The organism is Qipengyuania qiaonensis, assembly GCF_019711515.1.
Classification (GTDB): Bacteria; Pseudomonadota; Alphaproteobacteria; order Sphingomonadales; family Sphingomonadaceae; genus Qipengyuania; species Qipengyuania qiaonensis.
Window position 1 is genome coordinate 359,636 of record NZ_JAIGNO010000001.1, and the last position, 17,436, is coordinate 377,071.

The following is a 17,436-nucleotide window of genomic DNA, read 5'->3' on the forward strand; positions in this document are numbered from 1 at the left end:
TAGCTATGCGGGTTGCGGGGCAGGGGCAGGGGGCTTAGATGGGCGTCGACATGAACGACCTTTCTTCCGCACCCATCCCCGAGGGCGAACGCCCGAAAATGCAGCGCAAGCCGGACTGGATCCGCGTCAAGGCGCCTGTCAGCCAGGGTTATCAGGAAACGCGCAAACTCATGCGCGAGCTGAACCTGCATACGGTATGCGAGGAAGCGGCCTGCCCGAACGTCGGCGAGTGCTGGACCAAGAAGCATGCGACGGTCATGATTCTGGGCGACACCTGCACGCGCGCCTGCCGGTTCTGCAACATCAAGACGGGCATGCCCATGCCGGTCGATCCGCTCGAGCCGGAACATACGGCAGCGGCAGCCGCGGCCATGGGCCTCGAACATATCGTCATCACCAGCGTCGACCGGGACGATCTGCCCGATCGGGGTGCAGGGCAATTCGTCAAGGTCATCAACGCCCTGCGCCGTGAAACCCCCAATACGACGATCGAAATCCTCACGCCTGACTTCAAAGGCCGGATGAAGCAGTCGATTGCGGAGATCTGCGAAGCGGGACCCGACGTTTTCAATCACAATCTCGAAACCGTACCGCGGTTGTATCCGACAATTCGGCCCGGTGCCCGCTATTACGCCTCGCTGCGTCTGCTCGAAGAAGTGAAGGTGCACAACCCGCTCATCTTCACCAAGTCCGGCATCATGCTGGGGCTTGGTGAAGCACGGCTCGAAGTGCATCAGGTGATGGACGATATGCGTAGCGCGGATATCGATTTCATCACCATGGGCCAGTACCTGCAACCGACACCCAAACACGCCGCAGTCGAGGAGTTCGTCACACCCAAGCAGTTCGCCGCTTATGGTTCGATCGCACGGGCAAAGGGGTTTCTGCAGGTCGCGTCGAGTCCTTTGACCCGTTCGAGCTACCATGCCGGTGAAGATTTCGCCGAGATGCGCGCCGCGCGCGAAGCGAAGCTTGTAAAACAGGGCGCTTGATGCCCGGGATTCGCGAACAGCGTCGCCTGCCCTACAGCCAGGAGCAGATGTTCGATCTGGTTGCCGATGTCGGCAGTTACGGACAGTTCCTGCCATGGGTCGTGGCCACCCGCGTAAGGAGCGACAGCGAAACCGAAATGGTCGCCGATATGCTGGTCGGCTTCAAGGCGATCCGCGAGAAGTTCACTTCCCGGGTTCTCAAGAACCGACCCGGACATATCGAGGTGATCTATGTCGACGGCCCGCTAAAGGATCTCGATAATAATTGGACATTCACCCCGACGGACGAGGGAGGGTGCGAAATCGATTTCTGCGTCGATTTCAGCTTTCGCAACGCTGTGTTCGAGGCGCTCGCCGGCCAGTATTTCGACCGCGCATTCCGCAAGATGGTGCAGGCGTTCGAAGATCGCGCCGACGAACTCTATGGCCGCGAGAACGCCGCCGCCAACCTTTAGGGCAGTAACAGTTCCAGCGCGCAAATCGTTGCTTCGCGGCGGATATCTGCGCGGGATGTGGGTTCGAAGCGCTTGAGTTCGCCTTCGGGTTCGCCTTCTTCGCCCCGTACTACTCGAGCGAAGACCACGGTTCCGACCGGCTTCAAATCGGTGCCTCCGCCGGGTCCGGCAACGCCGCTGATTGCCACCGCCACATTGGCCTGCGAGCGTTCGAGCGCTCCTTTGGCCATTGCCCATGCGCAGGCGATGGACACCGCACCGAATGTTTCGATTATGTCCAGCGGCACGCCGAGGCTTTCGATCTTGGCCTCGTTCGAATAGGTGACGAAGCCCCTGTCTAAAACCGCAGACGAACCGGGTATTTCCGTCAGCGCAGCGGCGACGAGGCCACCTGTACAACTCTCTGCCAGAACGATTTTCCGCCCGGCCTCTGTGTTCCCTTTGATCACCCGCTTGGCAAGCGCGTCGATATCGTCGGGAAGGAGTGCTTCGAGAGGCATGCTGTTCCTCAATCGCTCTGTACTGTGGCGATCGCTTGCGCGGCGATCCCCTCGCCCCGCCCGGTGAAGCCGAGGCGTTCTGTAGTAGTGGCCTTTACCGATATCGCCGCAATGTCAACGCCGAGCAGTTCGGCGATGCGGATGCGCATGGCCTCGCGGTGCGGGCCAATTCTCGGGGCCTCGCAGACGATGGTGAGGTCGACATTGTTGATTCGGTAGCCCGCTTCACCAACCAACCCAGCCGCGTGCGACAGGAAGCGGTCGCTGCTGGCGCCTTTCCATTGAGCATCGCTGGGCGGGAAATGGCTGCCGATATCGCCGTTGCCGATAGCGCCAAGCAGAGCGTCGACAAGGGCGTGAACCGCAACGTCGGCATCGCTGTGACCGACGAGGCCTTTGTCGTGCTCGATACGGACGCCCGCGAGCCAGAGATCTTCGCCCTCTGCAAGGCGATGGACATCGAAGCCCATGCCGGTCCGTACTGTGCAAGGCGACTGGCTCATGAAATCCTCCGCGAAAGTCAGTTTAACGAGTCGGTCATCTCCCGGAACGTGCGCGACGTCACCTCCTGCTGCATACAGAACCTGGGCGTCATCGCCCGCATTCCGTTCTCCTTGCCAGGCCTTGTGCGCTTTCAGGATATCCCGATAGCGAAATGCCTGCGGGGTCTGGACGCGACGCAATACGTCCCGCTGCGCAGCACCAGCCATCATGCCGTCACTGTCGATGGACAGGCTATCTACCACTGCAAGAACGGGTATCGCCCCAACAGCATTGTCGAGCGCCGCCAGCAGTCGCTGGATGACTTCCGGTGGCAGATCGGGACGTGCGGCGTCGTGTATCAGGACCCGATCCGCGCTTTCGATCGCTTGAAGCGCGCGGAGGACCGAGTCCTGACGCGTATCGCCGCCCGTCACGAGCGTGAACCCGTGAAGGCCATCAAGTGCGTCAAGCGCAGCCTTCTCGCCGTTTTCCGGGACGGCGATGACCACGGGACATGCACCGGCCCGGAGAAATGTCTCGACCGAATGGCGCAGGACGGATTTGCCGCGCCATTGTGCGAACTGCTTCGGCAGGGGTTGCCCGGCCCGCAGACCTTTTCCTGCCGCAACGACAACTGCCGCGAAGGAAGGGAGGGGTTCTTTATCCTGCATATGAACGCTGCCCGCTAGCGACTTGCTGTTTTCGCTGCAACGCACTATGTGCGTGCCCAATATTTAGGCAACAATTCCGGCATGACCACAAATCCTCATCCTCCGGCGCCGCCGAAGCCGATACTCGTCGGCGATGTGTCGATCGACACGCCTGTCGTGCTCGCCCCGATGACAGGGGTCACGGACCTGCCGTTCCGCAAGCTGGTACGTCGATATGGCTCGGGGCTCAACGTCACCGAAATGATCGCCAGCGAGGCTGCGATTCGCGAGACCCGCCAGAGCATCCAGAAGGCGGCCTGGGATATGTCCGAAGAACCGGTTTCGATGCAACTGGTCGGCTGCGATCCGTACAGCATGGCCGAAGCCGCCAAGCTGCAGCAGGACAACGGCGCGGCCATAATCGATATCAATTTCGGCTGCCCGGTTCGTAAAGTGGTCGGCCAGCTTGCCGGTTCGGCGCTGATGCGGGAAGTTCCGCTGGCAACCCGATTGATGGAAGCCACGGTCAAGGCGGTCGACGTGCCGGTCACTGTAAAGATGCGCATGGGATGGGACCATGCCGATCTCAATGCCCCCGAACTTGCGCGCATCGCCGAGGATCTCGGCGTCAAGATGATTACGGTTCACGGCCGCACTCGCAACCAGATGTACAAGGGCAGCGCCGATTGGGCGTTCATCCGCAATGTCAAAGAAGCCGTGGCGATACCCGTGATTGCCAATGGAGACATCTGTACGATCGAGGATGCGGCCAATGCCCTGGAGCAGTCGGGCGCGGACGGTATCATGATCGGACGAGGCGCCTATGGCAAGCCGTGGCTGCTCGGCCAGGTGATGCATTGGTGGCGAACCGGTGAAGTGCTCGAAAGCCCGAGTTTCGACGAACAATACGAGGTGCTGATCGAACATTACAAGGCGATGCTCGATCATTACGGCGAGAGCGTTGGCGCCAAGATCGCCCGCAAGCATCTGGGCTGGTACACAAAAGGCCTTCATGGTTCTGCGGAGTTCAGAAATTTTGTCAATTTCATCGATGATCCTCATAAAGTCATTGAAGAAATCGAACGTTTCTACCAGCCGTTTCTACGTCGCCGGGCAGCGTGAGCACATCGGTTGGTGCGCCCGATGCGCGAGATCAGCTCGCCGCCCTCATTTTTGCAGTCCTGCTACTCGATGAAGACGACATGATCGTCGAAGCAAACCATGCAGCAGAAGAAATGCTGGGGCGCAGCGCGCGTAAGCTGTGCGAAAAGCGTTTCTGGGACGTGGTCGGTATTTCCGATCAACGTCTGAGCGAGAATTTCGCCGCTTCGGATGCGCAGATAGTCGCGCGGGGGGTCATCATCGCGACGCCCGTCGGCGATCGACGGGTGAATATCAGCAGTTCGCCTATGCATGGCGAGGGCGGTTGGCGTGTGCTCACCTTGTCGGATGCCGGGCAGCTCGAGAACGACGAGGATGAGGACGAGAGGGTCGAACTTCGCGCGCCGGCGGTCCTCGCACACGAGATCAAGAACCCGCTATCCGCCATTCGCGGCGCAAGCCAACTGCTGGCGCGGCGAGTGGCGGGAAAAGACAAGCTGCTGGCGAAAATGATCTCGGCCGAAGTGGATCGCATTGCCCAGCTCATCGACCGAATGCAGCAGCTGGGTGCCAAGCCGGTGAAGATCACCGGCCCGTGCAATCTGCACGAAGCGGTCCGAAACGCCATGGCTACCGTGCGTGCCGGGCGCAAGGATGTCTGCGAACTGGTCGAGGAATTCGATCCCTCATTACCTGCCGTGGCCGCGGACCAAGGGGCGCTCGAGCAGGTCCTGATCAACCTGATCGCCAATGCTTGCGACGCGGGCGCTGGATCGGAGCAAGCGGCGGTAACCGTCAGAACGCGTTTCGTGAGCGGTCTTGTCTTCAACACGATCCGGTTGGGGAAAGCGACGCGCCTGCCGATCGAAATAACAGTCACCGATACTGGCCCCGGGATCGATCCCCTCCTGCGCGATCACGTGTTCGAGCCATTCGTGTCGAGCAAACCTCAAGGCCAGGGCCTTGGGCTTGCTCTGGTACGCAAGCTGTTGCGCGACATGGGCGGACGTATTTCGCACGAACGCGACGAGCGCGCGGGCAAAACGCATTTCAGGATCAACCTGCCGGTGGCGGGCTAGGGGCGGGTAATGGCGCATTCGATACTACTGGTTGAAGACGATAAGAGCATTGCCACGGTCATTACCCAAGCCTTGCGCGAAGACGGGTTCGACGTCACCGCCTGCGAAAGTCTTGCCCGGCGCGATGCCTTGCTGGCCGGCCACACATTCGATGTCATGCTGACCGACGTCATCCTTTCCGATGGCGATGGGCTGGCATCCATTTCCACCGTGCGCGAGCATGCGCCGCGGATGCCGATTATCGTCCTCTCCGCGCAGAACACGCTCGATACCGCCGTCCGCGCAAGCGATAGCGACGCCTTCGAATATTTCCCCAAGCCTTTCGACCTGGACGAGTTGACGCAAGCGGTTGCGCAGGCCGTTGCCAGCCGGCCGGTGGCGGAAGGATCGGATGACGGAGAGGAAAGCGCACTGCCGCTGATCGGGCGTAGTCCGGCCATGCAAGGCGTTTTCCGCATGATTACGCGCGTAATGCGCAATGATCTGACCGTGCTGATCACCGGGGAGAGCGGCACCGGGAAGGAACTCGTCGCCGAAGCGATCTACCAGCTCGGCGCGAGGAAGACCGGGCCCTTTATTGCCGTGAATATGGCCGCGATCCCGCACGATCTCCTGGAAAGCGAGCTGTTCGGACATGAGCGTGGAGCCTTTACCGGTGCGGTCAGCCAGCAGATCGGCAAGTTCGAACAGGCCAATGGCGGTACGCTGTTCCTCGACGAGATCGGCGATATGCCTGCCGAAGCGCAGACACGGCTGCTACGCGCATTGCAATCGGGGCGGATACGCAGGGTGGGGGGACGGCAGGAAATCGGCGTTGACGTACGCATCGTCGCAGCCACAAATCGTGATCTGGTGCCGATGATCGCCGATGGCCGCTTTCGCGAAGATCTTTACTACCGCCTCAATGTGGTTCCGATCCATCTGCCGCCCCTGCGGGAGCGGCAAGAAGACATCGGCGCGCTGGTCCGTCATTTTCTCGGCCAGGCTGCAGGCGAGGGATTGCCGGCTCGCCAAGCGAGTTCGGACGCTATCGACGTTCTCAAAGCTCGCGAGTGGCGAGGCAATGTCCGCGAATTGCGCAATGCGGTGTTCCGCCTCGCATTGATGGCCCGCGACGACGTGATCGACGAGTCATCGGTCAACGACGTCCTGCCCGCAACGCGTATTGCCGAACACGCGGACGCCAAGCACGGCTTCGACGCGGCGCTCGAGCTCTGGATCGAAACGATGCAGCCCGGCGAAGGTACATTGTACCATGCAGCCCTTGCGGCATTCGAGAAACCGTTGTTCGAACACGCGCTCGAACGGACCGAGGGCAACCAGTTGCGCGCTGCGAGAATGTTGGGAATTAACCGCAACACCCTTCGCAAGCGGCTAGCGGAACTCGATATTGCGCCGGAAAGTTTCAACCGGAGACGCTAGCGGCCGGCGTGCCGGCTGCTGCGGACCTCAGTTTGTCGAATTTGTACTTGCATAACTGCAACAGTGCAGTTGTATGCCCGCCACGATGTTAGCTGGCGTAGAAGGATCAAAGCGACAAACTCCGCGCTGGTGGCGCAGATTCGTCGTCACGTCGCGCCGTCAGAACATATTCGCCTATATCGAGGTCACTGCGGCTGTCGCCTTTCTGGTAATGGTTGCCAGCACGTGGGCGACTTTTACCAGTGCGCCGCCGAATGGCGATTTGCTGCCATCCCGTCAGGTAGCGGGCCTGCTTATCGGTACATTGATACCGGCAATGACGTTGCTGGTTCTCGCCGGACGGAGAATGGCCTTGCGGCGCGCAGCGGGCAGTACGGCGCGTCTGCACGTCCGCTTGGTGTTCTTCTTCTCGATGATCGCCGCCGTGCCGACGCTGCTGGTCGCCGGTTTTGCGGCTTTTCTGTTCCAATCCGGAGTGGATTTCTGGTTCTCGGATGATTCCCGCGGTTTGATGGAGAACGCGAATCGGCTTGCCGAGAACTATTACGAGGAAAACCAGCTCGATCTCGCCAACGAAACCGTATCGATGGCGATGGACATGCGGTCTATTCTCGGCCGTTTGGAAATAACCGATCCGAACTTTGCTGTTCTCTATCAGTACCAAGCAGAGCCTCGGGATGTCGTCGAAAGTGCCATCCTGCAAGCGATGCCCGATCGTACGATGCGTACTGCGGTCGTATATGGTCTCAACGAAGACAGTGATCCTCGTGCATTTGCCCAGGAATCGCTGGCCCAGCTGTCAAACGGAGAGCAGGTTGCGGTGCGAGGCAGCCCGGAGAGGATTGAAGCGGTCGCCCCGATCGACCGAGACACAGGTATTTATCTTTATACCGCGCGCAGTTCCGAAGCCGGCACTTTCCGAAGCTGGCAGTCCGCGCGTTCGATCTCGACCGCCTATGACGAGCTCACCAAACGCGCTCGCGCGCTTCAGCTGCGCTTCAATCTGGCGCTTTTCTTCGTCTCGCTCGCGCTCGTTGGATTGGCCGTCTGGTTTGCGCTTCGCTTTGCCGACCGACAGGTGGAGCCACTTACCGATCTGGTCGCCGCGGCGCGAAAGGTCGGGGCGGGTAATTTCGCTCTGCGGGTGGAGGGGCGGACGGGGGCCGACGAGATCGGGCTGCTCAACCGTGCATTCAACAGAATGACGGCACAATTGGAAAAGCAGACCGATGCGCTGTTATCCGCCAATACCGAGCTTGAGGAACGTCGTAGCTTTATCGAAGCCGTTCTCGAATCGGTCAGCGCCGGAGTGATTTCCGTCGACGGCGATCTCAACGTCCTCCTCATGAATGCGCCAGCCCAGGCGATGCTCGCCAACGAAGCCGCGATCGGGAATCTGCCCACGACACTCGACGATCTTGCGCCGCAGATCGGCGCGATGGTACGGGCAGGGCTGGATAAGGGAGTGATTTCACACAGCCGCGATGGCGAACTGCTGACACTCGCGGTCAAAATCGGGCGCGAAAGCGACGGCCACGTCATCACTTTCGAAGATATCACCCGACAGCTGCTCGATCAGCGCCAGGCCGCATGGTCCGACGTGGCACGTCGCATCGCACATGAGATCAAGAACCCGCTGACTCCGATCCAGCTGGCCACCGAACGCCTCAAGCGGCGCTATCGCAAACAGATCGAGCAGGATGGCGAGCTCTTCGACGAACTGACCAGCACGATCGTGCGGCAGGTCGGCGATCTGCGAAAGATGGTCGACGAATTCTCGAGCTTTGCCCGTCTGCCAAAGCCGAGCTTTCGTCCCGAAGACGCCCTCGATCTCGTGCGGCAGTCGTTGTTTCTTCAGGAAGTGGCGCACCCGGATGTCGATTATCGTTTCGAGGCCCCGGATAATGGTCCCATCCGGATCCAGTGCGACCGGCACCAGCTTGGTCAGGCGCTGACAAATACGCTTAAAAACGCGTACGAGGCAATTGAAGTAAAGGCACAATCCTCCGATATCGACTTTCGCGGCCGGATATTCGTGGAGGTGGTCCCCAGCGAAGATGCAATCACCGTTTCCGTGCAGGATAACGGGATCGGGCTGCCTCAGGACCGCGTCAATATCCTGGAGCCTTATGTGACCACCCGGGAGAAGGGTACCGGGCTGGGCCTCGCAATCGTGAACAAGATCGTCGAGGAGCACGGGGGAGAGATGATGTTTACCTCGGTAGATACCGGGGGCACGCGCGTGACCATGCGGTTCGCGCGCGACCCGCTGGCCATGAGCGGCGAAACGCAGACAAGCAGGAAAAGTGAAGGGTAGGGCCGTATGGCGTTAGATATTCTCATCGTCGACGACGAGCGCGACATTCGTGAGCTCGTGGCCGGTGTCTTGAGCGACGAAGGCTATGAATGTCGGACGGCGGCGGACAGTACGTCTGCACTGGAAGCGGTCGATGCCAAGCGGCCGAGCCTCGTCCTGCTCGATGTTTGGCTGCATGGAAGCCAGCTGGACGGGCTGGAAGTTCTGGACGCGATCAAGGTGCGTGAGCCGGATCTGCCCGTCATCATTTTCTCCGGTCACGGTAACATCGATACAGCGGTCAGTGCCGTCAGTCGCGGAGCAGTAGATTTCATCGAGAAGCCGTTCGAGGCGGAGCGCCTGCTTCATCTCGTCGAGCGCGCGACCGAAACCGAACGACTGCGGCGGGAGAATACCCGACTACGCGAAAATCAGACGCAGGGTGACGAATTCACTGGAAACTCCGCAGTTATCAACACTGTCCGGGCCACACTGAAGCGCGTCGCCAATACCGGCAGCCGGGTTCTTGTGACCGGACCGGCCGGTGCGGGCAAAGAGGTCGCAGCGCGGCTCTTGCATAGTTGGAGCCCCCGCGCCGACAAGGCCTTCGTGATCGTCAATTCCGCCCGCATCACGCCGGAGAGATTTGAGGAAGAGCTTTTCGGCGAAGAGGCCGATGGCAAGTTGGTGCGTCCGGGCCTTCTTGAAACGGCGGATGGCGGAACACTTTACCTCGACGAGGTGGCCGATATGCCGCTTTCCACCCAGGCCCGGATCCTGCGAGTGCTGACCGAACAGAGCTTCGTGCGAGTTGGCGGCACGCGGCAGATCGGTGTTGATGTGCGCGTCGTTTCGTCGACTTCCCGCGACCTGGCGAAAGAGATGGACGAGAAGCGCTTTCGCGAGGATCTTTTCTATCGACTGAATGTGGTTCCCGTCGAAGTGCCATCATTGTCCGAACGTCGCGACGATATTCCCTCGCTGGCCGACAGTTTTTTTGCCCGCTACGCGACCGAGCAGGGTATCAGGCCTCCGGAGATCAGCGAGGAAGCCATGGCTGCATTGCAAGCCTATGATTGGCCCGGCAATGTGCGCCAGCTCCGCAATGTCGTCGAGCGCACTATCATTCTGACGCCGCGCGAAAATCTCGAACAGATCGAGGCGGACATGCTGCCGGAAGAAGTGCTCGGCGGGAAGGTGAGCGGGAATGGCGGGGTAGGGGCCATGATGGGTGCCCCGCTCCGCGAAGCGCGGGAAAACTTCGAACGCGAATATCTGACGGTACAGATCCGCAGATTTTCGGGCAATATTTCGAAGACGGCAAACTTCATTGGAATGGAGCGCTCGGCGCTGCATCGAAAGCTCAAACTGCTTGGCATGGTAGAAAAAAAGGGGCCGGACCGGAAGAACTGATGGGTGTCGCGAAAGTTGCGTATTCGCTTACCAAACCAGGATTGCATTGCGTTGTTTCGGATATTCAACCACTATAGCTAGGCTCGCAGAAGCCTGCGGACAAACTCGGGCGTGGTGGGCGCCCAGATTGCACTCCTGAAAGGGTGCCAAGAAACGGGAAAAACACATGTCCGGCGACCGAACACTCTCTGCACGACCACGCCCCAAACCGCCTGAAACCGGTCAGGGCAATCGTCCACAGAATCTCCAGGATGCCTTTCTGAATCTGCTGCGCAAGAACAAGGCGCCGGTGACGATGTTTCTTGTCAAGGGCGTGAAGCTGCAGGGTATTGTCACCTGGTTCGACAACTTTTCGATCCTGCTTCGTCGCGACGGTCAGTCGCAGCTGGTTTACAAGCACGCGATCAGCACCATCATGCCAGCTCAGCCGGTGGACACTGCACAATTCGCCAGTCAGGGTTCCGGCGCCAAGCAGCGGCTGTTGCAGGACGTCTTTCTCAGCCGCGTAAGCCAGGCTGAGGCGCAGGTTACGATGTTCCTGGTCAACGGTGTGATGTTGCAGGGCAGAATTGCTGCATACGACCTGTTTTGTATGCTGCTCGAGCGCGACGGTTACGTCCAACTGGCCTACAAGCATGCCGTCTCGACGATCCAGCCTGCGACCCCGGTCGATCTGACCGAGGAATGGGAAGAGGACGACAACTGAGTTTCGACGATGATTTGATGGGCGAAGTATCGCGCGGTGCGCGGGCACTCGTGGTGTGTCCGGACATCCGCGGCATGGCCTACGACCTCGACGCACAGTCCCGGCTTGCCGAAGCCGAGGGCCTGGCGCTGGCCATCGGTATCGTGATTGCCGAACGTTTCGTACTGCCCGTGCGCGAGGTGCGGCCGAACCTGCTCTTTGGGGCGGGGCAGGTCGAGAATATCGGCATCGCGTGTGAACAGAACGAAGCCGAACTGGTCGTGGTGGACGGGGCGCTTACTCCGATCCAGCAACGCAACCTTGAAGAAAAGCTGGGGCGGAAGGTCATCGATCGTACCGGCCTGATCCTGGAGATATTCGGCGAACGTGCCGCGACGGCGGAAGGTCGACTTCAGGTCGAACTTGCCCATCTGGATTACCAGCAGAGCCGCCTTGTGCGGAGTTGGACCCACCTCGAGCGCCAGCGTGGTGGCTTCGGCTTTCTCGGGGGACCCGGCGAAACCCAGATCGAAGCCGACCGGAGAATGATCCGCCAACGGATGGGGCGCCTGCGCAAGGAACTCGAGCAGGTCCGGAAAACCCGCGGCTTGCATCGCGAGCGGCGGGAGCGCGCGCCATGGCCGGTCGTCGCGCTGGTCGGCTATACGAATGCCGGCAAGTCCACCCTGTTCAACCGCCTTACCGGGGCGGGGGTGATGGCCGAAGATCTGTTGTTCGCCACACTCGACCCGACCATGCGTGCGATTGCCCTGCCGGGCGTCGAAAAGGCGATCCTGTCGGACACGGTCGGGTTCATTTCCGATCTGCCGACCCAGCTAGTCGCGGCATTCCGGGCCACTTTGGAGGAAGTCACTTCCGCCGACGTCATCTGCCACGTCCGGGACATTTCCAATCCTTCGACCGCGGCTCAGAAAGCGCAGGTGCTCGCCATACTTCGCGACCTCGACATCATCACGGGCGAGGGCGACACATCGTCGATCCCCATCGTCGAAGTCTGGAACAAGTGGGACCAGCTTGCCGACGAGGATGCGCAGGAATTGGCCATGCAGGTCGAGGCGAACGAGGATGTTATCGCAGCTTCGGCGCTTGACGGCGAAGGCGTGGATGTGCTGCTCGAACGCCTGGGCGAGATGCTCACTCGCAACGCAACCTTGCGCACATTCGAAGTTCCGGCAAGCGACGGTCGGCGGATCGCGTGGTTGCACGCGCATGGCGAGGTGATCGAAGAAATCGAAGCGGCCAACGGTAGCTCCAACCGTCTGATCACCGTGCGGCTAAATCCGAAGGAACTGGGCCAGTACGAAGCGCTAGCCTAGCCGATCTCGTGTTTGGCGCGCTGCCAGTATTGCTCCTGAATATCGAGATCGAGCGCGGGAAACTCCTTCCCGTCGACCTGAGATAGTTCTTCCATCTTTCTGAAACGACGCTCGAATTTTGCGTTCGCTGCGCGTAGCGCCTGCTCCGGATCCACGCCAAAGCGCTTCACGATATTGACCGCAACGAAGAGCACGTCGCCAGCCTCGATCAGGCGTTCCGCGTCGGTCGCGGCGCTTGCGAGTTCCTCGATCTCTTCGTGCAGCTTGTCGATGGGCCCGTTCACATCGGGCCACTCGAAACCCACGCGCGCGGCGCGCTTCTGCAGTTTGTGAGAGCGCATTAGCGCCGGGAGCGCCTCGGCCACGCCATCCATGGCACTTGCGGCACCCGACGCTTCGCGCTCTGCCGCCTTGAGATCTTCCCAGCGACCGCTGTCCATCGTGCCGCCTTGATCGCCGAAGATGTGCGGATGGCGCGCCTCCATCTTGTCGCAGATGGTCCGGGCGACATCTTCATAGGAAAAATCGCCGGCTTCCTCGGCCATTCGGGCGTGGAACACGACTTGCAGCAACAAATCACCGAGCTCGCCGCGCAGATCGTTCATATCGCCGCGCTCGATGGCGTCCGCGACCTCGTAGGCTTCCTCGATCGTATATGGCGCAATCGTCGTGAAATTCTGTGCGGTGTCCCATTCGCATCCGGTTTCCGGATCGCGCAGCCTGGCCATGATTTCGAGAAGTCGGTGGGTTTGATCGGACATGACCGCGGTCTAGCCGAGAGGGTAGCGCATCGAAAGAGACGATGGAGCAGAAACCTCGGCTAGATGTATTAGACTGATAATATATATTATGTTAAATAAGAGTGGTACCCATTCGAGCGGGCGAGCTCGGATAACTGGCCGGCCACCCTCTCGACGTTCCGCGCCCCGATCGGGCTTTTCCCGATCTGCTTGTTGGCAGCGATAATCATGCAAAAGACCGTCGCGCTGCCGATACCTGCTGGAGAACGCCTGAAGATCGATCAGGTGGCGTTCGCGAGAATGTCCAGCAGCCTCTTGGCTGCAGGTTCGCTCGACGGCGGATTCTGGCCGGTTATCAGCAGGCCGTCCTCCACCACATGAGGCTCGAATGCTCCGGCCCTGGAGAACGATCCGCCCTGATCCTTCAGCACGTCTTCAAGCAGGAACGGGACCACATCGGTCAAACCGACGGCTTCCTCTTCCTCGTTCGTAAAGCCGGTGATCTTGCGGCCCTTGACGATGGGCTCGCCATCGGGCGCGGTCACGGTCTTCAGTACTGCCGGGGCATGGCAGACGAGCGCAACGGGCTTTCCGCCCACGAGCGCGCCCTCTATGATCGCCTTGGATACCGGGCTCTGTGCGAGATCCCAAAGCGGACCATGACCGCCCGGATAGAATACGCCATCGAATTTCGAGATGTCCACATCGGCCAGTTTCAGCGTCGAGGCAAGCTGTGCCTGAGCATCCCGGTCCTGCTTGAACCGCTCGGTCGCTTCGGTTTGTGCGTCGGGTTCGTCCGACTTGGGATCGAGCGGCGGCTTGCCTCCGGCCGGGCTCGCCAGAGTTATATCGTGTCCGGCGTCCTTCAGCACGTAATAGGGTGCGGCGAATTCCTCGAGCCAGAAGCCGGTTTTCCTGCCGGTATCGCCAAGTTGGTCGTGGCTGGTCAAAACCATGAGGATTTTCATTTGGGTAGTCCCTGTGTCGGATGGCTGGTGTCGGATGGCTGGTGCGAGGTCTGTTTTCAGCCGCTTCCCGATATGAACACGCAATTCCGGCATCGGTTTCGATAGCGGCAATCAGGCGAGCCACCCGATCATCGTTTGGCCTTCTCGAACAGATCGACGAGCTCACCGAACTTGCGCTTCTGCTCGTCAGCATCGCCGCTGGCGATCGCTTCGGCTACGCAACAGGCGGCATGGCGCTTGAGGATTTCGCTCTCCGCCCGGCCAAGCGCAGCCTTCACCGCCTGCATCTGGTTGAGGATGTCGATGCAATAGCGATCGTCCTCGACCATCTGCGCCACGCCGCGCACCTGTCCCTCGATCCGGCGCAGTCGGTTGATGATACTCGCACCACCGGTTTCCTGCATTTCAGTGCTCCGTCCTGAAGAATACCCTCGGGGGTATCTTGTCATACTCCCTAGGGGTATATATGACGGAGGCTGAAGGAGTTACAAGACCCATGTCCGAATTGGCGGTATCACGTCGTCGCCTGCTGACCGCCGGGGCTCTTGGCGCAGGTGCCCTGGCCTTGCCCGCCTGGGCCCGTGGGGCAGACCTTCATGGCGAAATGATCCGGCCCGGATTCGACGAAGTGTCCGGCCGCGACATCGCGCTCACCATAGGCGAAGGGGCTCGCATCGTGCAGGGCCGCCGTGGTCATGCCGTCGCCGTCAACGGCAGCGTTCCCGGCCCGCTTGTGCGCTTGCGCGAAGGCCAGCCGGTGCGGCTTGCGGTCACCAACACGCTCAGGGAAGATAGTTCGATTCACTGGCATGGATTGCTGCTGCCCTTTCAGTTCGATGGGGTTCCCGGCGTCAGCTTTCCCGGCATCGGGCCGGGCGAAACATTCGTCTACGACATTCCCGCGCTCCGCCAGTCGGGGACATATTGGTGGCACAGCCATTCGGGTCTGCAAGAGCAGGCTGGGCACTACGGCCCGATCGTCGTCGAGCCCGCAAGTGGCGATCCGGTGCAAGAGGATCGCGATTACGTGCTGCTGCTGAGCGAATTTACCCCGCTCCACCCGCATACGATCATGGGCAAACTCAAGAAAGGCGAGGAGTACTTCAGCTACAACAAGACCACCTGGACCGACGGCTATGGCTTGTCGGGCGAGCAGCGGCGGATGTGGGCGCGGATGCGCATGATGCCGACCGATATCGCCGATGTGACCGGTTCGACCTACACCTATCTCGCCAACGGACGCGGGCCGGACGAGGGGCTCGAATACCTGTTCAACATTGGCGAACGCGTGCGGTTGCGGATCATCAACGGCAGCGCAATGACCTTCTTCAACGTCCGTATTCCGGGCACGAAGTTCTGGGTGGTTGCTGCCGACGGGCAGAACGTGCGTCCGGTAGAGGTCGAGGAGTTCCAGATCGGCACAGCCGAGACTTACGACATAGTCGTCGAGCCGACCGGCGAAGCGCATGCGATCGTCGCAGAAAGCATGGATCGGTCGGGCATGGCCCTGGCAATGCTTGCCTCGCGCCCCGGGGCTCAGGCGAACGTTCCAGCGCTACGCGACCCCCCTCTCCTGACGATGGCGGATATGGGGATGGATCACGGCGGCGGCGGTATGGCCGGAATGGACCATTCGGCTATGGACCATGGCATACCGTCCCGAACACGTGCTGCCGAGCCGATGGACAATATGGCGATGGGTGGCATGAACATGCGCGACACGTCCACCCTGCCCCCCGATGTCGCGGTTGGGCCGGGTGTCGACATGGTTTCGATGAACCCCGTCGACCGCATGGGCGATCCCGGCATCGGTCTCGACAAGGTTCCCCATAAGGTGCTGACTTACAGGGATCTCGTCGCGCTCGTACCGAATGACGATCTGCGGCCCCCTTCGCGCCAGATGGAAATCCACCTCACCGGAAATATGGAACGCTATATGTGGTCTTTCGACGGAAAGAAGTTTTCTTCCGTCAGCGACGATCCCATCCGTTTCGCTTATAACGAGCGCGTCCGTGTCAAGCTCGTCAACGACACCATGATGGCGCATCCAATCCACCTGCACGGGCACTTCTTCGAGCTGGTCAATGGCGCCCCCGCCGATCGGCAGCCGCAAAAGCATACGGTAGTCGTCCAGCCCGGCGGCAGCGCGACTTTCGACCTCACCGCCGATGAAGAGGGCGACTGGGCGTTTCACTGCCACCTCCTGTACCACATGCATATGGGGATGTTTCAGATCGTCACCGTCGCGCCCAGGGGCAATCGCACGGATGCTAAGCGGGAGGAGACGGACTGATGCGCGTCTTCGTTGCCGCGCTGCTGGCGAGTACCGCCACGCCAGCTATTGCGCAGGATCATTCCGGGCACGCGGTATCTGCCGCGCCTCCGCCGGCGCAAAGCGAATGTGAGATGGAAGCCGCGCGTCACCGCGCCATGGGCCACCCCGTGCCGGAAGGTTCATGTGTGCCTGAAGCCTCGACATCCGATGAAAAGCCAGCAGATGCCGGTACCGATCATGGGGGCGTGGATCATTCGCATATGGACCATGGCGCGGTGGGAACCAGGCCGATTGCCGATGGTCCTGCTCCGGCAGCGGCCGGCGCCGGGCCGCCACGCGCCGCCGATGCGATCTGGGGTGCCGATGCCATGCGCGCCTCGCGCGAAGCGCTGCGGATCGAGAATGGCGGGATGAGCTATTTCTGGTTTCAGGGCGACCGCGCCGAATATCGCGCGCGCGAGGCTGGAGACGGTTACCTGTGGGACGTACAGGGCTATTACGGCGACGATATCGACAAGTTCTGGTTCAAGAGCGAGGGCGAAGGCGCGTTTGGCGAGAAACCGGAGTCCGCCGAACTCCAAGGCCTATGGAGCCACGCAATCGGTCCCTGGTGGGATTTGCAAGCGGGTATCCGCCAGGACCTGGTCGGCCCCGGACGCACTCACGCCGTCATCGGCGTCCAGGGACTGGCCCCCTATCTGTTCGAAGTCGACGCGGCGGCGTTCCTGTCGACCAAGGGCGATCTGACCGCGCGTGTCGAAGCCGAACTCGACGAACGCGTGACCCAGCGCCTGATACTTCAGCCGCGCGCCGAGGTGAATTTGTCGGCTCGGGATGTGCCCGAGCTGGGCGTTGGCGCGGGCGTCGATACGGTGGAGCTGGGTCTGCGGCTGCGCTATGAGATCGCCCGCGAATTTGCGCCTTACATCGGCGTCGAGCAGGAATGGAAGCTCGGCCGAAGCGCGGATTATGCCCGGCTTGCGGGCGACGATCCGAGCGTAACCAACTACGTTATCGGCCTCCGGTTCTGGTTCTGAACG

16 protein-coding genes are annotated in these 17,436 nt (G+C 60.7%); 11 read left to right on the forward strand and 5 right to left on the reverse strand.

Annotation, left to right across the window (positions count from 1 at the left end; translation table 11 throughout):
* Nucleotides 1-50: 50 nt before the first annotated feature.
* Nucleotides 51-992, forward strand: a complete 942-nt coding sequence (gene lipA, locus K3174_RS01725) for a lipoyl synthase (protein WP_247711806.1) — start codon at nt 51-53, stop codon at nt 990-992.
* Nucleotides 992-1,447 carry a type II toxin-antitoxin system RatA family toxin gene (locus tag K3174_RS01730; protein ID WP_221555163.1) on the forward strand — a complete coding sequence of 152 codons (456 nt, stop codon included), beginning with the start codon at nt 992-994 and terminating at the stop codon, nt 1,445-1,447. Before lipA ends, K3174_RS01730 begins: the two co-directional genes overlap by 1 nt.
* Here K3174_RS01730 and K3174_RS01735 read toward each other — a convergent pair.
* Both K3174_RS01735 and K3174_RS01740 read right to left on the reverse strand, forming a co-directional pair.
* Nucleotides 1,444-1,947, reverse strand: a complete 504-nt coding sequence (locus tag K3174_RS01735; RefSeq protein ID WP_221555165.1) for a CinA family protein — start codon at nt 1,945-1,947, stop codon at nt 1,444-1,446. The two genes, K3174_RS01730 and K3174_RS01735, sit on opposite strands and share 4 nt — an antisense overlap.
* An 8-nt stretch (nt 1,948-1,955) precedes the next feature.
* The gene (locus K3174_RS01740; protein WP_221555167.1) at nt 1,956-3,101 is read right to left on the reverse strand and encodes a bifunctional 2-C-methyl-D-erythritol 4-phosphate cytidylyltransferase/2-C-methyl-D-erythritol 2,4-cyclodiphosphate synthase; all 1,146 of its coding nucleotides are present in this window, start codon (nt 3,099-3,101) and stop codon (nt 1,956-1,958) included.
* Nucleotides 3,102-3,182: 81 nt separating this feature from the next.
* Between K3174_RS01740 and dusB the strand changes: the two genes are divergently transcribed.
* From dusB to hflX, 7 genes are all read left to right on the forward strand, one after another.
* Nucleotides 3,183-4,202 (forward strand): tRNA dihydrouridine synthase DusB, encoded by a 1,020-nt coding sequence (gene dusB, locus K3174_RS01745; protein WP_221555168.1) that lies wholly within the window; start codon nt 3,183-3,185, stop codon nt 4,200-4,202.
* Nucleotides 4,199-5,260, forward strand: coding sequence for a two-component system sensor histidine kinase NtrB (locus K3174_RS17065; RefSeq protein ID WP_221555171.1), 1,062 nt, complete (start codon nt 4,199-4,201; stop codon nt 5,258-5,260). Before dusB ends, K3174_RS17065 begins: the two co-directional genes overlap by 4 nt.
* A 9-nt stretch (nt 5,261-5,269) precedes the next feature.
* Nucleotides 5,270-6,682, forward strand: a complete 1,413-nt coding sequence (gene ntrC, locus K3174_RS01755) for a nitrogen regulation protein NR(I) (RefSeq protein ID WP_221555172.1) — start codon at nt 5,270-5,272, stop codon at nt 6,680-6,682.
* 85 nt (nt 6,683-6,767) lie between these two features.
* The gene (locus K3174_RS01760) at nt 6,768-8,999 is read left to right on the forward strand and encodes a sensor histidine kinase (RefSeq protein WP_221555173.1); all 2,232 of its coding nucleotides are present in this window, start codon (nt 6,768-6,770) and stop codon (nt 8,997-8,999) included.
* Nucleotides 9,000-9,005: 6 nt separating this feature from the next.
* Nucleotides 9,006-10,391 carry a nitrogen assimilation response regulator NtrX gene (ntrX, locus tag K3174_RS01765; RefSeq protein WP_221555174.1) on the forward strand — a complete coding sequence of 462 codons (1,386 nt, stop codon included), beginning with the start codon at nt 9,006-9,008 and terminating at the stop codon, nt 10,389-10,391.
* Nucleotides 10,392-10,557: 166 nt separating this feature from the next.
* Nucleotides 10,558-11,097: an RNA chaperone Hfq gene (hfq, locus tag K3174_RS01770; RefSeq protein ID WP_221555175.1), complete on the forward strand. Its 540-nt coding sequence runs from the start codon at nt 10,558-10,560 to the stop codon at nt 11,095-11,097.
* A 17-nt stretch (nt 11,098-11,114) separates the two neighbouring features.
* A complete protein-coding gene (gene hflX / locus K3174_RS01775; RefSeq protein WP_221555176.1) occupies nt 11,115-12,413 on the forward strand; it encodes a GTPase HflX in 1,299 nt (432 codons plus the stop codon).
* Here the strand turns inward: hflX and mazG are convergent.
* From mazG to K3174_RS01790, 3 genes are all read right to left on the reverse strand, one after another.
* Entirely contained in the window at nt 12,410-13,174 is a 765-nt protein-coding gene (gene mazG / locus K3174_RS01780; RefSeq protein WP_221555177.1) for a nucleoside triphosphate pyrophosphohydrolase, read from the reverse strand. The genes hflX and mazG overlap by 4 nt on opposite strands.
* Before the next feature lie 260 nt (nt 13,175-13,434).
* Nucleotides 13,435-14,121, reverse strand: coding sequence for a type 1 glutamine amidotransferase domain-containing protein (locus tag K3174_RS01785; RefSeq protein WP_221555178.1), 687 nt, complete (start codon nt 14,119-14,121; stop codon nt 13,435-13,437).
* Nucleotides 14,122-14,249: 128 nt separating this feature from the next.
* Complete coding sequence (locus K3174_RS01790; protein WP_221555179.1) at nt 14,250-14,525, reverse strand: metal-sensitive transcriptional regulator; 276 nt, start codon at nt 14,523-14,525, stop codon at nt 14,250-14,252.
* A 92-nt stretch (nt 14,526-14,617) separates the two neighbouring features.
* On the opposite strand from K3174_RS01790, the gene K3174_RS01795 reads away from it, so the two are divergent.
* Nucleotides 14,618-16,414, forward strand: coding sequence for a copper resistance system multicopper oxidase (locus K3174_RS01795; protein ID WP_221555180.1), 1,797 nt, complete (start codon nt 14,618-14,620; stop codon nt 16,412-16,414).
* A complete protein-coding gene (locus tag K3174_RS01800) occupies nt 16,414-17,433 on the forward strand; it encodes a copper resistance protein B (protein ID WP_221555181.1) in 1,020 nt (339 codons plus the stop codon). The genes K3174_RS01795 and K3174_RS01800 overlap by 1 nt, the downstream gene beginning before the upstream one ends.
* The last annotated feature ends 3 nt before the right edge of the window (nt 17,434-17,436 follow it).

Coding starts and splice junctions, on each gene's coding strand:
- lipA (WP_247711806.1), top strand. CDS start 51: ATGAACGACCTTTCTTCCGCACCCATCCCCGAGGGCGAACGCCCGAAA.
- hflX (WP_221555176.1), top strand. CDS start 11,115: ATGGGCGAAGTATCGCGCGGTGCGCGGGCACTCGTGGTGTGTCCGGAC.
- ntrX (WP_221555174.1), top strand. CDS start 9,006: ATGGCGTTAGATATTCTCATCGTCGACGACGAGCGCGACATTCGTGAG.
- K3174_RS01785 (WP_221555178.1), bottom strand. CDS start 14,121: ATGAAAATCCTCATGGTTTTGACCAGCCACGACCAACTTGGCGATACC.
- ntrC (WP_221555172.1), top strand. CDS start 5,270: ATGGCGCATTCGATACTACTGGTTGAAGACGATAAGAGCATTGCCACG.
- hfq (WP_221555175.1), top strand. CDS start 10,558: ATGTCCGGCGACCGAACACTCTCTGCACGACCACGCCCCAAACCGCCT.
- K3174_RS01800 (WP_221555181.1), top strand. CDS start 16,414: ATGCGCGTCTTCGTTGCCGCGCTGCTGGCGAGTACCGCCACGCCAGCT.
- K3174_RS01730 (WP_221555163.1), top strand. CDS start 992: ATGCCCGGGATTCGCGAACAGCGTCGCCTGCCCTACAGCCAGGAGCAG.
- K3174_RS01735 (WP_221555165.1), bottom strand. CDS start 1,947: ATGCCTCTCGAAGCACTCCTTCCCGACGATATCGACGCGCTTGCCAAG.
- mazG (WP_221555177.1), bottom strand. CDS start 13,174: ATGTCCGATCAAACCCACCGACTTCTCGAAATCATGGCCAGGCTGCGC.
- dusB (WP_221555168.1), top strand. CDS start 3,183: ATGACCACAAATCCTCATCCTCCGGCGCCGCCGAAGCCGATACTCGTC.
- K3174_RS01790 (WP_221555179.1), bottom strand. CDS start 14,525: ATGCAGGAAACCGGTGGTGCGAGTATCATCAACCGACTGCGCCGGATC.
- K3174_RS01740 (WP_221555167.1), bottom strand. CDS start 3,101: ATGCAGGATAAAGAACCCCTCCCTTCCTTCGCGGCAGTTGTCGTTGCG.
- K3174_RS01795 (WP_221555180.1), top strand. CDS start 14,618: ATGTCCGAATTGGCGGTATCACGTCGTCGCCTGCTGACCGCCGGGGCT.
- K3174_RS01760 (WP_221555173.1), top strand. CDS start 6,768: ATGTTAGCTGGCGTAGAAGGATCAAAGCGACAAACTCCGCGCTGGTGG.